The sequence below is a fragment of the Citrobacter amalonaticus Y19 genome (assembly GCF_000981805.1).
Classification (GTDB): Bacteria; Pseudomonadota; Gammaproteobacteria; order Enterobacterales; family Enterobacteriaceae; genus Citrobacter_A; species Citrobacter_A amalonaticus_C.
Map to the genome: position 1 here is coordinate 202,434 of NZ_CP011133.1, position 20,053 is coordinate 222,486.

Below are 20,053 nucleotides of genomic sequence, written 5' to 3' on the forward strand. Positions count from 1 at the left end.
TACGTTGCGTCCCACTCAATTGTCCCTGTCAATTATGTTGTTTTAGATCAACAACAAGCCGGGTATGTGGTTAACCACAATAGAGTATACCCCGTCACGATTTTTACACTGTAAATCATTGAGATTCTTTATTCATCACACGCAAATCAACGGCGTGACCAATGTTTCGTTGTTGCATCGTGACGGGAGAAAATATGGACAGCAGTAAACGGCAGTTTCTCCAGCGACTGGGCGTCCTGACCGCTGGCGCATCACTGGTTCCGCTGGCTCAGGCGCAATTTCCCTTTTCGCCTGAACGCCACGAAGGCTCACAACAGCATCGCTACGCCATGCTGGTTGACCTGCGACGCTGTATCGGCTGCCAGGCCTGTACCGTCAGTTGCGCCATTGAAAACCAGACGCCACAGGGCGAATTTCGTACCCTCGTCAACCAGTATCAAGTACAGATTGAAGGCCAGCAAAGCGTTACCAACGTCCTGCTGCCGCGACTGTGCAACCATTGTGATAATCCCCCTTGCGTGCCCGTTTGCCCGGTACAAGCCACTTTCCAACGCGAAGACGGCATTGTGGTGGTCGACAACACACGCTGCGTGGGCTGCGCCTATTGCGTGCAGGCCTGCCCTTATGATGCGCGATTCATCAACCATGAAACGCAAACCGCCGATAAATGTACCTTTTGCGTTCACCGCCTCGAAGCGGGGCTGCTCCCGGCCTGTGTGGAATCCTGCGTCGGCGGCGCGCGCATCATTGGCGATATTAAAGATCCGCACAGCCGCATTTCGCAAATGCTGCATGAGCACCATGACGCCATCAAAGTCCTGAAGCCGGAAAGCGGTACGTCTCCTCACGTGTTCTATCTGGGGCTGGATGAGGCGTTTGTTACCCCATTGATGGGACGTGCTCAACCCGCTCTCTGGCAGGAGGTTTAAATGAACCATTCACTGATTATCGACGAGGTTCTGGCCCATCCCCAGGACGTAAGCTGGTTACCCTGGGCCGTACAATATTTCTTTTTCATCGGCATTGCCGCCTGCGCCGCGCTGTTCGCATGCGTTCTCCACTGGTGCAAAAAAGAAACGGCAGACCTGGAGAATCTGACGCTGCTAATCGCCCTGACCTGCGCGATTACCGCGCCGCTGGCGCTGACTGCTGATCTACACCAAACCGCCCGCGTCTGGCACTTCTATGCGTATCCGACGCCATGGTCCTGGATGCCGTGGGGCGCGCTGTTTTTACCGCTGTTTACCGGTTTTTTAGGTCTGTGGTTTCTGGCGCAGCATGTGAAACGGCTAACGCTAAAAAGTTACAGCGTCACAAAATGGTTAGCACTTGGTAGCGCGCTGTCCGCCATCGGATTGCTGGTTTACACCGGCCGTGAAGTGTCGGTGGTACAGGCGCGTCCCATTTGGTTCAGTTACGCCTTTCCGGTTGCGATGTTCCTCAGCGCGCTGCAAACATTTCTTGCCCTGCTTATTGCCACGACAAATAGCAAGGACGCACTACCGCGTAAGCTAGCGTGGGGGCAAATGGTCACGTTGATCGCGCTGGCTATCGTGGTGGCGATCTGGGCGAGTGGGAATACGCTTTCCGGTTCGGCTATCCGTCAGTGGCTGGATGTTGCCTCTTCAGCACAACACTACGCTATCGGTTGGGTTGCGCTATGGCTTGTTTCGCTTGCTCTTTGCGGGTTGGTTGTACGTTACCCCTTATCGCTACCGCTGCGCATATTACTCGCTTTTAGCGCTATGGCGCTGTGCTGGCTAATGCGCTGGACGTTACTCATCCAGGTGCAGACCGTACCGAAATTTAACGCGCAGTTTAATCCCTATACCCTGCCCGGCGGCACCGATGGCTGGCTGGCTATTGTGGGTACCTTCGGCCTGTGGATAGCACTGATTATTATTGTTCGTGAAGCCCTGAACGCGATCGCAAGGAGAATGCAACATGGCTAATTTAACCCGTCGTCAGTGGCTTAAAGTCGGCCTTGCCGTAGGTGGCATGGTGACTTTTGGCCTGAGTTATCGGGATGTGGCAAAGCGCGCGATAGACGGTTTGTTGGACGGAACCTCGGGCAAAATTACCCGTGACCGCATTTTTGCCAACGCGCTCATCCCCGAAGCCAACGCCCGGCCTCACTGGCAGCAAAACCCGCAGCAGGTGATCTCGATGACGCAGTGCTTTGGTTGCTGGACGCAGTGTGGTGTACGGGTTCGCGTTGACACTGAGCAAGGCAAAGTGCTGCGCATTGCGGGCAACCCTTATCATCCGTTGTCGCACGAGCACCATATAGACGCCTCTGTCCCCTTTGCCACGGCAATGGAACAGTTGACCGGGGAGTCAGGTCTTGACGCACGTTCTACCGCCTGCGCCCGTGGTGCAACCTTACTCGAAGGTCTGTACAGCCCGCTACGTATTCTGGAGCCTATGAAGCGCGTCGGTAAACGCGGTGAAGGAAAATGGCAGCGCATCAGCTTCGAACAGCTGATCAAAGAGGTGGTGGAAGGTGGGGATTTGTTTGGTGAAGGCCACGTTGATGGTCTGAGAGCTATCCACGATCCCACTACACCGCTTGATGCGAAACATCCCGGCTTTGGCCCAAAATCCAATCAACTGCTGGTCACCAATACCAGCGATGAAGGACGTGATACCTTTTTACGTCGCTTCGCACTGAACAGTTTCGGCAGTAAAAACTTCGGCGCTCATGGCGCTTACTGCGGTCTGGCCTATCGGGCCGGTTCAGGTGCGTTAATGGGCGATCTGGATAAAAATACCCACGTAAAACCCGACTGGGATAACGTCGAATTCGCGCTGTTTATGGGCACCTCTCCGGCGCAATCCGGCAACCCGTTTAAGCGCCAGGCCCGCCAGCTGGCCAGCGCCCGTTTACGTGACGACTTCCGCTATGTTGTGGTGGCGCCAGCCCTGCCATTAACCACGGTGCTGGCTGACGATCGCGGCCACTGGCAGCCCGTACGACCGGGAAGCGACTCCGCGCTGGCTATGGGGATGATAAGCTGGATTATCGATAAACAACGCTATAACGCTGATTATCTCGCCATTCCCGGCGTGCAGGCCATGCAGCAGGCAGGAGAAAAAAGCTGGACTAATGCAACGCATCTGGTGATTACCGATGAAATTCCAACGCTTGCCGGACAACACCTGACCCTCGCCCATCTGAGTGCAAACGCAGCCCAGGAGCCGGTGGTCGTCAACGAGGCCGGTGAGATTGTCGCCGCCAGCAGTTGCCCGCGCGCTCAGCTGTTTGTTACCCGTGAAGTGACGCTGGCCGACGGGCAGACAGTAACGGTAAAAAGCAGCTTCCAGTGTCTGCGTGAGTCCGCCGAGAAACTGTCGCTAACGCAGTACAGCCAGCAGTGTGGGGTGTCAGAAGCAGACATTGCCGTTCTGGCCGACGCATTCACCCGCCACGGGCGTAAAGCGGCGGTGATCACGCACGGCGGAATGATGGCAGGCAATGGATTTTATAACGCCTGGTCGGTGATGATGCTCAATGCGCTTATTGGTAACCTCAGCCTTGAAGGCGGCGTGTTCGTCGGCGGCGGCAAATTTAATGGTGCCACCGACGGTCCGCGCTACAACATGGACAGCTTCGCCGGGAAGGTAAAACCGAAAGGGTTAAGCATCGCGCGCAGTAAAACCGCTTATGAGTCTTCGGAAGAGTACCGCAATAAGGTGGCTGCCGGGCAATCGCCCTTCCCGGCTAAAGCGCCGTGGTATCCGTTTGTCGCCGGTCAGCTTACCGAACTCCTCGTCTCGGCGCTTGAAGGTTACCCTTATCCGCTGAAAGCCTGGATCTCCAACATGACCAACCCGTTTTACGGCATTGCGGGGTTACGCGGCGTGGCGGAAGAAAAGCTCAAGGATCCTGCTCGTCTGCCGCTGTTTATTGCCATTGACGCCTTTATGAACGAAACCACGGCGCTGGCAGATTACATCGTGCCGGATACCCACAACTTCGAAAGCTGGGGATTCAGCGCTCCGTGGGCGGGCGTGGCCAGCAAAGCCACCACCGCGCGTTGGCCAGTTGTCAGATCGGCGACCAGCCTCACGGCTGACGGTCAACCGGCCTCGATGGAGTCTTTCTGTATCGCAGTGGCAAAGCGCATCGGGCTACCTGGATTCGGCGACAATGCAATTACCGATCCGCAAGGTAATCACTATCCGTTGAACCGTGCGGAAGATTACTACCTGCGTCTCGCGGCCAATATTGCGTTTATGGGCAAAGCTCCGGTTGCTGAAGCACAGCCGGAAGACATAGCGCTGACCGGGGTCCAGCGGATCATGCCTGTGATGACCCAAACGTTGAAAACCGATGAAATCAGCCGAGTGGCGTTTATCTACTCCCGCGGCGGGCGCTTTGCGCCGGACAACAGCGGGCGAGTTGATAACCGCGTCGGCAATGCCTGGGAAAAACCGCTCCAAATCTGGAATGCGAACGTCGCCGCGCACCGCCATGCGATTACTGGCGAGCGCTACAGCGGCTGCCCGGCCTGGTATCCATCACGTCTGTCAGATGGACGTGCGGTCGAGGAGTTGTTCCCGGAACAAGAGTGGCCGTTGAAGCTGATTTCCTTCAAATCCAATACCATGTCCAGCGCCACGGCGGTGATCCCACGCCTTCATCATCTGAAGCCGGTTAATCTGGTGGCGCTCAATCCACAGGATGGTCAGCGGTATGGTTTAGCACACGGCGATATCGTGCGTATCACCACCCCTGGTGGTCAGGCGCAAGCGCAGATAAGCCTGCTGCATGGCGTCATGCCGGGTGTCATCGCCATTGAACATGGTTACGGACATAAAGAAATGGGCGCGGCACAGCATACCCTCGACGGTGAGCCGATGGCGTTTGATGAGCAGATTAAGTCGGGGATTAATCTCAACGAATTGGGTTTTGCGGACCCAACCCGACAGGTAGCCAATACCTGGCTTGACTGGGTGTCGGGTGCGTCGGTGCGTCAGGGGTTGCCAGCGAGAATTGAGCGAGTGTAGCTCTGGTGCCGCATGGCATCGCGAACGCGTTTTACCCGGCCTACAGGACATCGTAGGCCGGATAAAGCACTGCCGCCACCCGGCAAAAAGCAGATTAGTTGTTTACCGGGATCACCGCACCTTTATATTTAGTACGGATCCAGTCCTGGATCTCTTTTGAATGCAGGACATCAACCAACGCTACGATATCCTTTTTCTTCTCGTCGCCACGATGCACGGTAATGATGTTGGCATACGGGTTGTTTTCACCACTTTCAACGGCAATAGGATCTTTCACTGGATCCAGCCCGGCATCGATGGCGTAGTTGGCGTTAATCACCACCGCATCGCCTTCGTCGTTGTTATACATCTGCGGTAACAGCGCGGCTTCCACGTTTGGCAGGAACTTCAGCTTTTTCGGGTTTTCGACGATATCGCTAATGCGCGCGGTTACTTTATCCACGCCCGGCTTCAGCTTGATCACACCCTCTTTTTCGAAAATCGACAGAATACGACCTTCCTCAGATACCGCATCACGCATGATGACTTTGCCGCCTTCCGGCAGATCTTTAAGTGATTTCACTTTTTTCGAATAGATACCAATCGGCTCAATGTGAATCGCTCCGGCGCTAACGAAGTCATACGTTTTATCGCCTGCATGGTCTTTAATCACGCTGTTCAGGTACGGAATATGCTGGAAGTAGTTGGCATCAATCTCACGGCCAGCCAGCGCAGTGTTCGGCAGAATGTAATCCTGGAACGGTTTAATCTCCAGATCGATCCCCTGCTTCGCCAGAATCGGTTTGGCCTGTTCAAAGATCTCCGCATGCGGCACGTTAGACGCGCCAACGGTCAGAGTATCAGCCCAGGAGGCAAAGCTCAGGGCGCTTAAGGTTGCTGCGGCGAGTAACGTCAGTGATTTTTTCATGATAATGGTTTCCGTATTTTATTAGCGTTTATCTAAGGAAGGTGCGAACAAGTCCCTGATATGAGATCATGTTTGTCATCTGGAGCCATGGAACAGGGTTCATCATGAGTCATCAACTTACCTTCGCCGACAGTGAATTCAGCAGTAAGCGCCGTCAGACCAGAAAAGAGATTTTCTTGTCCCGCATGGAGCAGATTCTGCCATGGCAAAACATGGTGGAAGTCATCGAGCCGTTTTACCCCAAGGCTGGTAATGGCCGGCGACCTTATCCGCTGGAAACCATGCTACGCATTCACTGCATGCAGCATTGGTACAACCTGAGCGACGGTGCCATGGAAGATGCCCTGTACGAAATCGCCTCCATGCGCCTGTTTGCCCGGTTATCCCTGGATAGCGCCCTGCCGGATCGCACCACCATCATGAATTTCCGCCACCTGCTCGAGCAGCATCAACTGGCCCGTCAATTGTTCAAGACCATCAATCGCTGGCTGGCCGAAGCAGGCGTCATGATGACCCAAGGCACCTTGGTGGATGCCACCATCATTGAGGCACCCAGCTCGACCAAGAACAATGAGCAGCAACGCGATCCGGAGATGCATCAGACCAAGAAAGGCAATCAGTGGCACTTTGGCATGAAGGCCCACATTGGTGTCGATGCCAAGAGTGGCCTGACCCACAGCCTGGTCACCACCGAGGCCAACGAGCATGACCTCAATCAGCTGGGTAATCTGCTGCATGGAGAGGAGCAATTTGTCTCAGCCGATGCCGGCTACCAAGGGGCGCCACAGCGCGAGGAGCTGGCCGAGGTGGATGTGGACTGGCTGATCGCCGAGCGCCCCGGCAAGGTAAGAACCTTGAAACAGCATCCACGCAAGAACAAAACGGCCATCAACATCGAATACATGAAAGCCAGCATCCGGGCGAAGGTGGAGCACCCATTTCGCATCATCAAGCGACAGTTCGGCTTCGTGAAAGCCAGATACAAGGGGTTGCTGAAAAACGATAACCAACTGGCGATGTTATTCACGCTGGCCAACCTGTTTCGGGCGGACCAAATGATACGTCAGTGGGAGAGATCTCACTAAAAACTGGGGATAACGCCTTAAATGGCGAAGAAACGGTCTAAATAGGCTGATTCAAGGCATTTACGGGAGAAAAAATCGGCTCAAACATGAAGAAATGAAATGACTGAGTCAGCCGAGAAGAATTTCCCCGCTTATTCGCACCTTCCCTATAGCGCGGAGATTGACATGGCGATAGGCTTTGTTGAATAAATCAGATTTCGGGTAAGTCTCCCCCGTAGCGGGTTGTGTTTTCAGGCAATACGCACGCTTTCAGGCATACCTGCTTTCGTCATTTTGTTCAGCGCTCGTACCAGGGCCATAGCCTCCGCAACCTGACCATCGTAGTCACGCAGTGTCAGTGAACCTCCGAACAGCTGTTTTACCCGGTACATCGCCGTTTCCGCTATCGAGCGACGGTTATAATCTGTTGTCCATTTCCACCGCGCATTACTCCCGGTCAGCCGCTGATTCGCAACAGCACGGTTACGGTCTGCATATTCACCGGGCCAGTAACCCGCGCCTTTTCGGGGCGGGATAAGCGCGCTGATTTTCTTACGCCGCAGTTCATCGTGACAGAGCCGGGTGTCGTAAGCGCCGTCTGCCGATGCTGCCCTGATTTTTCTGTGAGTCTGCCGGATAAGACCCGGGAAGGCTTCTGAGTCCGTCACATTGTTCAGCGACAGGTCTGCACAGATGATTTCATGTGTGTTGCTGTCAACTGCCAGATGCAACTTTCGCCATATACGACGGCGTTCTTTGCCGTGTTTTTTGACTTTCCATTCGCCTTCACCAAAGACCTTCAGCCCGGTGGAATCAATCACCAGATGCGCGATTTCACCCCGGGTGGACGTTTTGAAACTGACATTAACCGACTTTGCGCGCTTGCTGACACTGGTGTAATCCGGGCAGCGCAACGGAACATTCATCAGTGTAAAAATGGAATCAATAAAACCCTGCGCAGCGCGCAGGGTCAGCCTGAATACGCGTTTAATGACCAGCACAGTCGTGATGGCAAGGTCAGAATAGCGCTGAGGTCTGCCTCGTGAAGAAGGTGTTGCTGACTCATACCAGGCCTGAATAGCTTCATCATCCAGCCAGAAAGTTATGGAGCCACGGTTGATGAGGGCTTTATTGTAGGTGGGCCAGTTGGTGATTTTGAACTTTTGCTTTGCCACGGAACGGTCTGCGTTGTCGGGAAGATGCGTGATCTGATCCTTCAACTCAGCAAAAGTTCGATTTATTCAACAAAGCCACGTCGAGCATGAACAACAATTAGTTGTTTTCGGTATCTTGCACAAAAGCATGGTTCCTCTCTCTCATGTGGGTGAGCGAGAACTAATTTGATCTCGTAAAAAATTAAGGCATCTCAAAAATGACGAAGGAATCCAAACGACTATCGATTTTATCAACCCAAGAGATAAACGACATTTTTGAGCGGCCAAAGTTCACCGATGATGAACGGCGTTTATATTTTGATTTGAGCGCCAGCGAACGTGCGTTAGTTGATGCAATTCATACAACATCGGTTGCAGTGAATTTGATTTTGCAATTGGGATATTTCAAGGCCAAACAGTTGTTTTTTGTCTATGAGGCTGATGAAATCTCAGATGATATTCGTTTTATTGTGACAATATATTTCCCCCAAACGCACTGGCAAAGCATCAAAGTACTTTCGAAGCCAACACGTCTAGAGCAGCAACGAGCCATTCTTAAGCTGTTTAACTATTCATTATGTAACAATGCCAATAAAGACGAGTTGGAAGTTAAAGCTGCTCGTGTTGCAACAATATCGACCCAACCGCTCTACATTTTACGTGAAATAATACAATATCTTGAAACTCGACACTGGGTTTCACCGGGCTACACTTTTCTGCAAGACTTGGTTTCTCGTGCTGTTACTGGTGAAAGAAAACGAATTGCCAGCATACTCAAAAGCACAATACCAACATCCACTGCATTACGGCTCGAAGAGCTTCTTAATTCAGATGAGGGTATGTTTCGGATCAGCTCACTGAAGCATGAGGCTAAAGATTTCAGTTATAAAGAATTGCGACATGAAGTAGCACGCCGACAGTTTTTTCAGCCATTGCATGAGTTCGCTCAGCAATTTCTGGTGACAGCCGGTATTTCCAATGAAAGTGGGAAATATTATGCCTCACTGGTCAGGTTCTACACCACCTACAAACTCCAACGTATGAAAAAAGAGACAGCTCAGTTGTATTTGCTGTTTTTTGCCTTCCATCGGTTTCGACAAATCAATGACAATTTAATTGAAGCGCTGATCCACTGGGTCGATCAATATGAGAAACAAGCCAAACGTGCTGCTGATGAAGCTATGAATACAGCCGTGGCGAATGCTGCCAAAAATTTACAAGCGGCGGGCCATGTACTCAGTTTGTTTACTGATGATCAGTTCACCGACGACACGCCCTTTTCCTCCATCAAGGAAAAAGCGTTTACATTACTTGACCCAGAACAATTTCCAGTTGTCTCTGATTACTTGCGTAATATCGCGTTCGACAAAACGGCATTTGAATGGTCACATTACACAAAATTATCGGCGACCTTTAAACGTAATCTCCGACAACTGTTCTCGGATCTAGATTTTGCAGGACGGGTTGAAGACTCTCCCTTACTGGAAGCGGTTGAGTTTTTACAAAATCTATTACGGGCAAACAAATCACCTCGGCAGGCAGATCCAAATTTGTTTCCTGTTGAGATAATTGTCAAAGGATTACGCCGTTATTTATTTCGTAAAGAAGGTAATACATTCAAGGATCTTGATGTAGATTGCTATGAATTTTTGGTTTACCGCTTACTACGTAACTCGCTGGAAGCGGGTGATTTATATGTCAAAAATAGTAATGAATTTCGCCGATTTGAGGATGACCTGATCAGTGATCTGAGATGGCAAGATAAAGAGCTGGTATTGCGTGAGATCGGCGCACCTATTTTGCTTGCACCGATCGAGGATACTTTGGCAGAACTTCATGCCATGATGGAGGCTCGTTATGCGGCCATCAATCAACATATTGCTGATGGTGTTAATAAACATATCAAAGTAATTGGTGCTGCTGAAAAACGCCGTTGGAAACTTCTCTATCCAAGCAGTGATGAGCCGGTAAATAGTGATTTTTACAGTCAGTTACCAGGGATCGGGATTGCCGATTTATTGTGGTTTGTGGCCGGTAATACTGGGTTTTTGAGTGCATTCACCCATGTGCTAGATCGTTATGTGAAGCATGAAGCCGATCCCCGAGAAATATTCGCCTGCATTGTTGCGATGGGAACGAATATGGGGTTAGCAAAAATGGCTGAAGTATCTGGTTTGAGTGCACAGGCTATGGCTGGAACTGCCAGAAATTATCTCCGGCTGGAGACTTTACGAGCAGCAAACGATGCCATTAGTAATGCAACCAGTCAGCTACCGGCATTTCATCTTTATAATATTCAAGATACATTACATTCCAGCAGTGATGGGCAGCGTATGGAGACACAAATCAATACGCTCAATGCCCGATATTCACCCAAATATTTCGGATTGCAGAAAGGTGTAAGTGCCTACACGTTAGTCGCAAATCACGTCCCTATTAATGCCAAGATCATTGGTACTCACGAGCATGAAAGCCATTATGTTTTTGATTTGTTGCATAACAATACATCGGACATAAAACCGGAGCGGCATTCCACCGATACACACGGCACGAATCAGGTAAACTTCTGGATCTTGCATGCGTTTGGCTATCATTTCGCACCGCGTTATCGCGACTTACACAAAAAAATAGAAACATTGGTGGGTTCCAGAAATCCTTCTGAATATGGTGATTGGTTGATTCGACCATCCCGAAAAACAGATGATGAGTTGATTGAACGTGAATGGCCTAATATTCAACGGATCATGGCCTCTCTTGCCCAAAAGGATGTCACCCAAGCTACGATTGTACGCAAGTTATCCAGTTATTCACGGCAGAATCAGACCAAGAAAGCATTGTGGGAACTGGAAAATATATGCCGAACACTCTATATCCTCGAATTTATGGATGATGTTGGGTTACGCCAATGCGTACAAAAAGCTCTGAATCGAGGTGAAGCCTATCACCGATTACGGCGTGCAGTTGCATTCGTCAACGGAGGAAAATTCAGGGTTAAAACGGAAGAGGAACAACAGATCTGGAATGAGTGTTCGCGACTGATCACGAATGCGGTCATCTACTACAATACCGTACTGCTTTCCCGTGTCTATGAACAGAAACAAACTGTAGGTGATCAAAATGCATTACACCAGCTTCAGGGAATTTCACCTGTAGCCTGGCAGCACATTAATATGTATGGCAGTTTTGAGTTTAGCCCATCGACATCAAAGATAGATATTGATGCGTTGGTTGCCCGCTATGCAGATCCTGAGTATTGGCAACAAGCCTTGACGGACAGTGAGCCGCCAAGCGAATAATATTTGAAGTATAATGTCAGCAGTGCGAAAACGTAGCAATCTACCATTTATACACTTGATCATTTCAACTATTCTTGTAGTATTGAACTTATGAATAAAGAAAACGCGGTTATTATTTTTGAATCTCTGGCATCTGGCATCCGACTGGATATCTATCGTTTGCTGGTTAAAGCAGGGTTGGAAGGGCGTGTTGCGGGAGATCTGGCGCAAGAGCTGAGTCTTGCCCCAAACAAACTCTCTTTTCACCTAAAAGCCATGACCCATGCCGGATTAACATCGGTTGAACAGGAAGGCCGTTACCAGCGTTACCGGGCAAATATCCCCGTCATGCTGGATGTGATTGCTTATCTGACTGAAGAATGTTGTTCCGGCCATCCGGAAGAATGTGCATCACTCAGAAAAGCCTCTTCCTGCTCTTCGGCTGTATTACCCAATGTATCTACAAAAAAGGATTGATGATGAACGTATTATTTCTCTGTACTGGTAACTCTTGCCGTTCCATTTTAGGCGAAGCGACTTTCAATCATTTGGCTCCAGAAGGCTGGCAGGCAATGAGTGCAGGCAGTAATCCAACCGGTCAGGTACACCCTCGCTCCATCGCACTGTTAAAACGTGAAGGTATTTCAACTGAAGGCTACTACAGCAAGTCTTGGGAAAACCTACCTGCAACACCCGATATCGTGATCAGTGTTTGCGGAAATGCCGCAAATGAAACATGTCCCGCTTATCTCGGCCCAGTATTGCGTACCCATTGGGGTGTTGAAGATCCGGCTCATGCCACAGGCACCGATGAAGAAATTGATGCGTCATTCATGCAGGCTTACAAAATTCTGCGTGCCCGCATCGAAGCATTTTTTGCTTTGCCGCTGAATGAACTGCAAAACGATAAAGCTGCTCTGAAAGCAGCGATGGATGAAATTGCTCAAATCATTGTGTAGAGGAGAGTCATCATGGCGCTTATCCAGATTTTTGATCCAGCAATGTGTTGTTCCAGTGGCGTCTGCGGTACAGACGTTGACCAGCAGTTGATTGCTTTTGCTGCTGATGTAGCGTGGTTACAGCAACAAGGTGGTCAGATAGAGCGATTTAACCTAGCACAACAACCGCTGGAATTTGCGAACAATCCACAAGTCAGTGCGTTTTTAACACGCTCCGGTGAAGCTGGTTTGCCGCTCACGCTGGTTGATAACGAGATCGTCTTAGCCGGTCGTTATGCCAAACGTGAAGAGTTAGCTCGCTGGGCTGATATCGCGATGACGCCAGCCGCTATCAAATCGGTCAAAAAATCTGGCTGTTGTGGAAGCTCAGGCTGCTGTTGAACCGTTTGCGTTGGAGGGAACATGCCCAAATTTTTGGATAACGTGCCACCGTTCCTGTTCTTTACCGGAAAAGGTGGGGTTGGCAAAACATCATTAGCCTGTGCCAGTGCCATTACGCTGGCTGGCATGGGAAAACGAACATTACTCGTCAGTACCGATCCGGCGTCTAATATCGGGCAAGTGTTTGGTTTGAGCATTGGCAATTCCATAAAGCCCATTCCTGATGTCGTGAATTTATTTGCTCTGGAAATCGACCCTCAAGCTGCGGCACAACAGTATCGCGAAAACATTGTGGCACCTGTTCGCGGAAAATTACCCGAAGCCGTTGTTAAAGGTATTGAAGAACAACTTTCTGGTGCCTGTACCACTGAAATTGCCGCCTTTGATGAATTCACCGCTTTACTGACAGACAGCGAACTGCTGGCTGACTACGATCATATCGTATTTGATACAGCGCCTACCGGACACACGATCCGTTTACTGCAATTACCAGGTGCGTGGACGAATTTTCTGGACGAAGGTAAAGGCAATGCCTCCTGCCTAGGCCCACTGTCCGGCCTGCAAAAACAGCGGGAACAGTACAAACAAGCTGTTTCTGCATTGGCCGATCCGCAACAAACCCGATTGATTTTAGTGGCACGAGCACAAGCGCCAACATTGCGTGAAGTAGCCAGAACACATCAGGAATTAGGCGATATTGGCTTGTTACAGCAGTTTTTGGTGATCAATGGCGTGTTTCCAGAAAACGAAATCGGTGCTGATCCCCTCGCTAAAGCCGTTTGGCAACGTGAACAAACAGCATTGGCAGAATTACCTGACGTACTGAAAGCACTGCCTGTCGATCATGTTCCGTTGAAACCATTTAATCTGGTTGGCATCGCAGCCCTTCAACAGTTGTTAAGCGATCAATCTCCTTTGCCTGCTATTCAAACGTCTGTATCACTACCTACAGATGTGCCTGATCTGGCCTCGTTGGTTGATGAACTGGCAGCAGATGAACATGGATTGATCATGTTGATGGGAAAAGGCGGTGTAGGCAAAACCACGCTGGCGGCAGCGGTAGCAATCGAACTGGCTCAACGGGGTTTTCCGGTTCACCTGACCACATCTGATCCAGCCGCGCATCTAATGGAAACGGTATTAAGTACTCAGGATAATTTGACGATTAGCCGAATTGACCCTGTGGCTGAGACTGAGCGTTATCGTCAAGAAGTCCTAGCTGTAAAAGGCCAGCAGCTTGATGCACATGGTAAAGCCATGTTGGAAGAAGATCTGCGCTCACCTTGCACAGAAGAAATCGCGGTGTTTCAGGCATTTTCGCGCGTGATCCGTGAAGCTGGCAAAAAATTTGTGGTGATGGATACCGCACCGACAGGACACACCCTATTGCTACTTGATGCCACTGGTGCTTATCACCGCGAAGTTGCCCGCAAGATAGACAACAAAGGGCTACATTTTACCACCCCGATGATGCAGCTTCAGGATCCGAAGCAGACAAAAGTGTTGATTGTGACACTGGCAGAACAAACACCTGTCTTAGAAGCGGCCAATTTACAGGCTGACTTACGACGCGCGGGTATTGAGCCGTGGGCGTGGCTTATCAATAACAGCTTGATGCTCTCGGCTTCAACATCGCCGTTGTTACAGCAGAGAGCCCGAAATGAACAGCAGTTTTTAACTCAAGTGATGGAACAACATGCAAAACGCTGGGCCGTGGTGCCATTACAGTTGGAAGACCCGACGGGTATTACACGTCTACAGCAACTTTGTCGTCATTCATAGAGGATGAATAAATGATGAACAAGCCTTTTAATGTGCTGTTCTTATGCACGGGGAATTCAGCAAGAAGCATCATGGCTGAAGTGCTCATGAATCAATTGGGTCAAACTAATTTTTGTGCCTACAGTGCTGGCTCACATCCACTAGGCAAGATCCATCCATTAACTGAACGTTTGTTGCATCGCTTCCAATTTGACACCCAGGGCTTACGAAGCAAAAGCTGGCTGGAGTTTGCAGCTCCTGATGCTCCCAAGATGGATTTCATTTTTACAGTGTGTGACCAAGCTGCCGGTGAATTATGTCCAGTCTGGCCTGGACAGCCGATAACCGCACATTGGGGTTTTGCAGATCCAGCAAAGGTAGTTGGCTCTGAAGAGGAACAACTGAAAGCTTTTGGACGAATTTATAATGAGATAGGAAACCGGATCCGCGTTTTTCTCAGTTTACCTCTTCATAAATTAGATCGAATGTCATTACAGCAACAGCTAAACGAGCTGGGTAAAAATTAAATATATCAATAAGGAGTAAACCGACATGTCTGTGCAATGTGAAGTAGCCACTAAAAAGAAAGCGGATATGAGCTTCTTTGAACGCTATCTGACTGCGTGGGTTGCGATTTGTATTGTGGTTGGCATCCTCCTAGGTCAAGGAATGCCAAACTTATTTAAAATTGTCGGCTCAATGGAAATTGCAAAGGTCAATTTACCAGTTGGTTTGCTGATTTGGGTGATGATCATACCCATGCTGCTGAAAATAGATTTTTCAGCGTTGCATCAGGTGAAAGAACATATCAAAGGCATTGGGGTTACTTTATTTATTAACTGGCTGGTTAAACCTTTTTCAATGGCGTTTCTCGGCTGGCTATTTATCAGAGTGTTTTTTGCACCGTTACTACCGGCAGATCAAATTGACAGCTATATTGCCGGTCTTATCTTATTAGCTGCTGCACCGTGTACTGCAATGGTGTTCGTCTGGAGTCGTTTAACGAATGGCGACCCTTATTTCACCTTATCCCAAGTCGCACTCAATGATCTGATCATGGTCTTCGCATTCGCACCGTTGGTTGGTTTGCTATTGGGTGTATCGAGCATTACCGTGCCGTGGGATACTCTAATTACATCCGTTGTACTTTACATCGTGATCCCAGTGATCATTGCGCAATTCATTCGCCGTGCTTTATTAGCCAACGGGCAGGCTCATTTTGATGCAGTGATGCACCGCATTCAACCGTGGTCGATTGGCGCACTCCTGCTAACGCTGGTACTTCTGTTTGCATTCCAAGGCGATGCCATTATTAAGCAACCACTGGTGATTGCGTTATTGGCTGTGCCCATTCTGATCCAAGTCTTTTTTAACTCCACACTGGCTTATTGGTTGAACCGCAAAGTGGGTGAGAGACATTCGGTAGCCTGTCCATCTGCGTTGATTGGTGCATCGAATTTTTTTGAACTGGCCGTTGCAGCCGCCATTAGTCTGTTTGGTTTTCATTCTGGCGCTGCGTTAGCAACTGTTGTTGGGGTTCTGATCGAAGTGCCTGTGATGTTATTGGTTGTAAAAATCGTGAATCAAACTAAAGGCTGGTACGAAGCGGGGAGCCGATAAATGTCCACTAAACATTGCCGTTTATTAATTTTGGGTTCCGGCCCGGCAGGCTATACCGCTGCGGTTTATGCCGCCAGAGCTAATCTTCAGCCTGTTCTTATCACTGGGATGCAACAGGGCGGACAGCTCACAACAACCACTGAGATAGAAAACTGGCCGGGTGATGCAGAAGGTTTAACTGGCCCGGCATTGATGGATCGAATGAAAACACATGCAGAGCATTTTGATACTCAAATTATCTTCGATCACATTAATGCCGTCGATTTACATCAAAAACCCTTTCGCCTTACTGGCGATAGCGGTGAATACACCTGTGATGCTTTGATCATTGCGACAGGTGCTTCTGCCCGTTATCTGGGGCTTGAATCAGAAGAAGCATTTAAAGGCCGAGGTGTATCGGCATGTGCAACCTGTGACGGTTTCTTCTACCGTGGACAGAAAGTGGCCGTTGTTGGGGGCGGCAATACCGCTGTTGAGGAATCGCTTTATCTGGCAAACATTGCCTCGGAAGTTCATTTGATCCACCGTCGGGATGCTTTCCGGTCAGAAAAGATCTTAATTAAACGTCTTTATGACAAGGTAGAACAAGGGATCATTAAATTACATCTGAATTGCACCCTCGATGAGATATTAGGCGATGAAATGGGTGTCACAGGCATTCGCCTGCGGAGCACCAAAGATGACTCATTAGAAGATATTGAAGTAATGGGTGCCTTTATCGCCATCGGTCATAGTCCAAATACTGCTATTTTTAATCAGCAATTGGAAATGCAAAACGGCTATCTGAAAGTAAAAGGCGGTAGTGATGGCTTTGCCACACAGACAAGCATCGAAGGCGTATTCGCTGCCGGTGATGTTGCTGATCACATTTACCGTCAAGCCATCACATCTGCCGGAACTGGTTGTATGGCCGCACTGGATGCCGAACGGTATCTGGATGAATTGAAGTAAACAACAAACAACATGGAGTTTTGTCGATGGCACACCCGTTCGATATTCTGACCTTAGACAATGGCGCTAAACTGATTTTTACCCCCTGTCCGGGAACCAAAGGGGTTTCCGTGGCGGATTCCTTAAAATCTTTAAAAGAAGCCGGGGCACAAGCAGTTATCACCATGATGACAATGGATGAACTCACAGAGAATCAAGCTGATACACTTCCATCTCTTTGTGCCGAATTGGGTATGGACTGGTATCACCTGCCCGTTGAAGATGGCTGTGCACCTGACGCGCCATTTGCACAAGCATTCGTGCTACAGAAAGCCATCCTGTTGGATTTAATCGAGTCAGGCGCTACGATAGTGATCCACTGTCATGGCGGTTCAGGTCGCACGGGTCTGACGGCAGCCATTTTGATGCTGGAATTAGGTTATGCTTCGGCTCAGGTAAAAACACAGATCCAACAAATCAGACCTAAAGCACTGACATCGCCCGTTCAGGTCGATTATCTGACCAAACAATATGCTTACGAGTCATAGTTAAAGATCAGAAAGATCAATCAACAGACAGGCTACTCTCCGTGAGTCTGTCTGTTTTTCATGAAAAGAGTCAGAAGCTGAGTTCAGATTTATGTCCAATCAACGTCAAACCCCACCCTGCATTCTGAGTGCCTGGCATACCCACGAAGGTGAATTACAGCATTGGCTGTTAAGACAACTCGGCCAGCCAGATCGAGCCGCAGATGCGTTGCATGATATTTTTTTGAAAGCGTTATCTCAGGATCTGGCCTTTTGTAACATAGAAAATCCCAGAGCCTGGTTATTTCAGGTTGCCCGAAATTATTTGGTCGATTCCTATCGTAAATCCAGAACACACATTGATTTGGCTGACATGCCAGAAACTGAACTCGTGCATGAAGGGAAAACTGATGCACCACTGGTTGATGATTTAACGCAGTGTTTGCCCAGAATACTTCCTGAACTTAGCACCGATGACAGTCATATCCTCCGCTGCTGTGATATTGATGGTATGCCGCTTCAGCAATATGCCGATGAAAACAAACTCACACTACCTGCGACGAAATCAAGAATACAACGCGCCAGAAAACGATTGCGTGAGCAAATGATCCTGAAATGTCAGGTCAAAATTGATGACACAGGTAGAGTTCGCTGCTTTGTTCCAAGAAAAAATAATCAATAAAGAAATTAAGCATCTTTTTCTGACCAAATGCGTCTTCTAAAGAAAGGATATTGAGAAGACTCACTTATGATCACGTTAATAGCCAGTGTAATTACTTTTGCTCTTACTTCAGTGATGGCAATGGCCGGTGTAGGTGCTGCTTTTATTCTCGTGCCAATATTCATCGCTTTAGGGATCGAGATCCATGCCGCCATGGCGGTTGCCTTGTTGCTAAATGCAATATCGACCAGTGTTTCCAGTGCTACATTTATACGGAAAAAATTGGTTGAATGGCAATTAGCGATCCCGATCCTATTAGTAGCGGTTACCTTATCACCATTCGGTGTCTATGCCAGCCAGCGATTAGATAAGCACATCTTGCTTTGGTGTTTTATTGCATTTCTTTTCTTTGCAAGTGCCATGATGCTTTTCTATACCCCCAAAAAATCAATGTCTGTTAATTCACCACGAAAACAGATTTTAAGTGGCTCTTTGATTGGGGGCATAGCCGGATTTATTGGTGGTTTACTGGGAGTTGGCGGTGGAAGCATTATTGTTCCTGCATTGGTTGGTTCTGGTGTTGAGCCGAAGCAAGCATCTGCAACCGCATCCATTGTTGTTGTTTTTGCTTCTTTTACTGGATTTTTAGCACATGCCACAGTGACAGGCATACAACCCGATTTGTTGATAGGAACCGCCATGGCATCTGCATCAGGAGCAGCTTTAGGCGCTTGGATGATGAGTGAAAAACTGAAGAGTAGTCAATTAAAGCTGATTATTGGTTCTGTATTACTGTTAACTGCATTAAAAATGCTTTGGGGACAATTCTCATGAGTGAACATCACGAGCATCACCGCCATCACGCTGTTTCATCAGGCGTTCGATTATATTGGGCTTTGGGTTTGACGCTGAGCTTTTCTATTGTAGAACTTGTTTTCGGCTGGATGTCTGGCTCTTTAGCGTTGTTAGCCGATGCCGGACATATGGTTACAGATGGTGCAGCCTTAGGACTAGCCGCATTTTCAGCTTGGTTAGCCAATAAAAAACCATCAGAAAAGCATTCGTTTGGATGGGGCCGCGCGGAATTATTCGCCGCGTTGTTCAATGCAATCACAATGCTGCTTGTGGTGGCGGGCATTGCTTTTGAATCATGGCAGCGTTTCATGAATACACAGCCAATTAATGGTCTCAGTGTCAGTATTGTTGCAGTCATCGGCCTGATAATTAATATTATCGTTGCCAAAATATTGTCTGCCGGACAGGATAATCTAAATGTTAAAGCCGCTTTTATTCATGTATTGGGGGATTTGCTTGGTTCTGTAGCTGCGTTGATTGCAGGTATCGTGATTTGGACAACGGGATGGACACCCATCGACCCATTATTGTCTTTAGTCATTGGTGGTATTGTGTTGTCATCTAGTCTTTCTTTACTGAAAAACTCGTTCCATCGGTTATTAGATGGCGTACCAGCACCTTATTCTTTAATGGAATTAGCCGAAAAATTGAAATCTATCAATGGTGTGGTCTGTATTGCAGATCTGCATCTATGGTCAATATCAGCAGAGCGTTCGGCGTTAACCGCAACCGTGTATCTGCAATCATTTGACCTGTGGCCTGAAATATTACATCAGCTACAACATGAAATGAATGATGAAGGGATCAACCATTGCACTTTTCAACCCGAACTGATTTCTGATAAATCGTTGGATTGTCAGGATATCCTATGTACACAGCTTAGGTACTGAAGCTATCTGGAAACATAGACGTTTTTTAGATCATTGAGGTTAGCCACCTTAGGTGGCTA

The 20,053-nt window shown here is 48.8% G+C and carries 18 protein-coding genes; 16 read left to right on the forward strand and 2 right to left on the reverse strand.

Annotated features, from left to right (window positions below):
- Positions 1–194 precede the first annotated feature (194 nt).
- From ttrB to ttrA, 3 genes are read left to right on the forward strand one after another with little or no spacing between them, the layout of a single operon-like run.
- Positions 195–929, forward strand: a complete 735-nt coding sequence (ttrB, locus tag F384_RS27260) for a tetrathionate reductase subunit TtrB (RefSeq protein WP_000378466.1) — start codon at positions 195–197, stop codon at positions 927–929.
- Complete coding sequence (ttrC, locus tag F384_RS27265) at positions 930–1,952, forward strand: tetrathionate reductase subunit TtrC (protein WP_044864557.1); 1,023 nt, start codon at positions 930–932, stop codon at positions 1,950–1,952.
- Positions 1,945–5,010: a tetrathionate reductase subunit TtrA gene (gene ttrA, locus F384_RS27270; protein ID WP_000002334.1), complete on the forward strand. Its 3,066-nt coding sequence runs from the start codon at positions 1,945–1,947 to the stop codon at positions 5,008–5,010. The genes ttrC and ttrA overlap by 8 nt, the downstream gene beginning before the upstream one ends.
- Positions 5,011–5,104: 94 nt before the next feature.
- On the opposite strand, the gene F384_RS27275 is transcribed toward ttrA, so the two are convergent.
- Complete coding sequence (locus F384_RS27275) at positions 5,105–5,917, reverse strand: MetQ/NlpA family ABC transporter substrate-binding protein (RefSeq protein ID WP_046499266.1); 813 nt, start codon at positions 5,915–5,917, stop codon at positions 5,105–5,107.
- Positions 5,918–6,021: 104 nt separating this feature from the next.
- Between F384_RS27275 and F384_RS27280 the strand changes: the two genes are divergently transcribed.
- On the forward strand, positions 6,022–7,002 hold the full coding sequence (locus tag F384_RS27280) for an IS5-like element IS5 family transposase (protein ID WP_046499571.1): 981 nt from the start codon (positions 6,022–6,024) through the stop codon (positions 7,000–7,002).
- 230 nt (positions 7,003–7,232) lie between these two features.
- Here the strand turns inward: F384_RS27280 and F384_RS27285 are convergent, their stop codons facing one another.
- Positions 7,233–8,201, reverse strand: coding sequence for an IS5 family transposase (locus F384_RS27285; RefSeq protein WP_074091250.1), 969 nt, complete (start codon positions 8,199–8,201; stop codon positions 7,233–7,235).
- A gap of 152 nt (positions 8,202–8,353) precedes the next feature.
- Here F384_RS27285 and F384_RS27290 point away from each other — a divergent pair, with 152 nt between their 5' ends.
- The 12 genes from F384_RS27290 to F384_RS27345 all read left to right on the forward strand — a co-directional run bounded on the left by F384_RS27290 (position 8,354) and on the right by F384_RS27345 (position 19,994).
- Positions 8,354–11,431 (forward strand): Tn3 family transposase, encoded by a 3,078-nt coding sequence (locus F384_RS27290; protein WP_046499267.1) that lies wholly within the window; start codon positions 8,354–8,356, stop codon positions 11,429–11,431.
- A gap of 90 nt (positions 11,432–11,521) precedes the next feature.
- On the forward strand, positions 11,522–11,887 hold the full coding sequence (locus F384_RS27295; RefSeq protein ID WP_046499268.1) for an ArsR/SmtB family transcription factor: 366 nt from the start codon (positions 11,522–11,524) through the stop codon (positions 11,885–11,887).
- Positions 11,888–11,889: 2 nt separating this feature from the next.
- The gene (locus F384_RS27300; protein WP_046499270.1) at positions 11,890–12,369 is read left to right on the forward strand and encodes an arsenate reductase ArsC; all 480 of its coding nucleotides are present in this window, start codon (positions 11,890–11,892) and stop codon (positions 12,367–12,369) included.
- A gap of 12 nt (positions 12,370–12,381) precedes the next feature.
- A complete protein-coding gene (arsD, locus tag F384_RS27305) occupies positions 12,382–12,750 on the forward strand; it encodes an arsenite efflux transporter metallochaperone ArsD (RefSeq protein ID WP_046499272.1) in 369 nt (122 codons plus the stop codon).
- 21 nt (positions 12,751–12,771) lie between these two features.
- Positions 12,772–14,532, forward strand: a complete 1,761-nt coding sequence (gene arsA / locus F384_RS27310) for an arsenical pump-driving ATPase (protein ID WP_046499274.1) — start codon at positions 12,772–12,774, stop codon at positions 14,530–14,532.
- Between the two features lie 11 nt (positions 14,533–14,543).
- Entirely contained in the window at positions 14,544–15,038 is a 495-nt protein-coding gene (locus tag F384_RS27315) for an arsenate reductase ArsC (RefSeq protein ID WP_046499276.1), read from the forward strand.
- Between the two features lie 25 nt (positions 15,039–15,063).
- Positions 15,064–16,131, forward strand: a complete 1,068-nt coding sequence (arsB, locus tag F384_RS27320) for an ACR3 family arsenite efflux transporter (protein ID WP_046499277.1) — start codon at positions 15,064–15,066, stop codon at positions 16,129–16,131.
- A complete protein-coding gene (trxB, locus tag F384_RS27325) occupies positions 16,132–17,082 on the forward strand; it encodes a thioredoxin-disulfide reductase (RefSeq protein WP_046499278.1) in 951 nt (316 codons plus the stop codon).
- A gap of 26 nt (positions 17,083–17,108) precedes the next feature.
- Positions 17,109–17,609: a tyrosine-protein phosphatase gene (locus F384_RS27330; RefSeq protein WP_046499281.1), complete on the forward strand. Its 501-nt coding sequence runs from the start codon at positions 17,109–17,111 to the stop codon at positions 17,607–17,609.
- A 91-nt stretch (positions 17,610–17,700) separates the two neighbouring features.
- A complete protein-coding gene (locus F384_RS27335; RefSeq protein ID WP_046499284.1) occupies positions 17,701–18,270 on the forward strand; it encodes a sigma-70 family RNA polymerase sigma factor in 570 nt (189 codons plus the stop codon).
- Between the two features lie 66 nt (positions 18,271–18,336).
- Complete coding sequence (locus F384_RS27340; RefSeq protein WP_046499287.1) at positions 18,337–19,083, forward strand: sulfite exporter TauE/SafE family protein; 747 nt, start codon at positions 18,337–18,339, stop codon at positions 19,081–19,083.
- The gene (locus F384_RS27345; protein ID WP_046499290.1) at positions 19,080–19,994 is read left to right on the forward strand and encodes a cation diffusion facilitator family transporter; all 915 of its coding nucleotides are present in this window, start codon (positions 19,080–19,082) and stop codon (positions 19,992–19,994) included. Before F384_RS27340 ends, F384_RS27345 begins: the two co-directional genes overlap by 4 nt.
- The last annotated feature ends 59 nt before the right edge of the window (positions 19,995–20,053 follow it).

Excerpts from the sequence above, each read along its gene's own strand:
- ttrB (WP_000378466.1), top strand. The coding sequence starts at position 195 with ATGGACAGCAGTAAACGGCAGTTTCTCCAGCGACTGGGCGTCCTGACC.
- ttrC (WP_044864557.1), top strand. The coding sequence starts at position 930 with ATGAACCATTCACTGATTATCGACGAGGTTCTGGCCCATCCCCAGGAC.
- ttrA (WP_000002334.1), top strand. The coding sequence starts at position 1,945 with ATGGCTAATTTAACCCGTCGTCAGTGGCTTAAAGTCGGCCTTGCCGTA.
- F384_RS27275 (WP_046499266.1), bottom strand. The coding sequence starts at position 5,917 with ATGAAAAAATCACTGACGTTACTCGCCGCAGCAACCTTAAGCGCCCTG.
- F384_RS27280 (WP_046499571.1), top strand. The coding sequence starts at position 6,022 with ATGAGTCATCAACTTACCTTCGCCGACAGTGAATTCAGCAGTAAGCGC.
- F384_RS27290 (WP_046499267.1), top strand. The coding sequence starts at position 8,354 with ATGACGAAGGAATCCAAACGACTATCGATTTTATCAACCCAAGAGATA.
- F384_RS27295 (WP_046499268.1), top strand. The coding sequence starts at position 11,522 with ATGAATAAAGAAAACGCGGTTATTATTTTTGAATCTCTGGCATCTGGC.
- F384_RS27300 (WP_046499270.1), top strand. The coding sequence starts at position 11,890 with ATGAACGTATTATTTCTCTGTACTGGTAACTCTTGCCGTTCCATTTTA.
- arsD (WP_046499272.1), top strand. The coding sequence starts at position 12,382 with ATGGCGCTTATCCAGATTTTTGATCCAGCAATGTGTTGTTCCAGTGGC.
- arsA (WP_046499274.1), top strand. The coding sequence starts at position 12,772 with ATGCCCAAATTTTTGGATAACGTGCCACCGTTCCTGTTCTTTACCGGA.
- F384_RS27315 (WP_046499276.1), top strand. The coding sequence starts at position 14,544 with ATGATGAACAAGCCTTTTAATGTGCTGTTCTTATGCACGGGGAATTCA.
- arsB (WP_046499277.1), top strand. The coding sequence starts at position 15,064 with ATGTCTGTGCAATGTGAAGTAGCCACTAAAAAGAAAGCGGATATGAGC.
- trxB (WP_046499278.1), top strand. The coding sequence starts at position 16,132 with ATGTCCACTAAACATTGCCGTTTATTAATTTTGGGTTCCGGCCCGGCA.
- F384_RS27330 (WP_046499281.1), top strand. The coding sequence starts at position 17,109 with ATGGCACACCCGTTCGATATTCTGACCTTAGACAATGGCGCTAAACTG.
- F384_RS27335 (WP_046499284.1), top strand. The coding sequence starts at position 17,701 with ATGTCCAATCAACGTCAAACCCCACCCTGCATTCTGAGTGCCTGGCAT.
- F384_RS27340 (WP_046499287.1), top strand. The coding sequence starts at position 18,337 with ATGATCACGTTAATAGCCAGTGTAATTACTTTTGCTCTTACTTCAGTG.
- F384_RS27345 (WP_046499290.1), top strand. The coding sequence starts at position 19,080 with ATGAGTGAACATCACGAGCATCACCGCCATCACGCTGTTTCATCAGGC.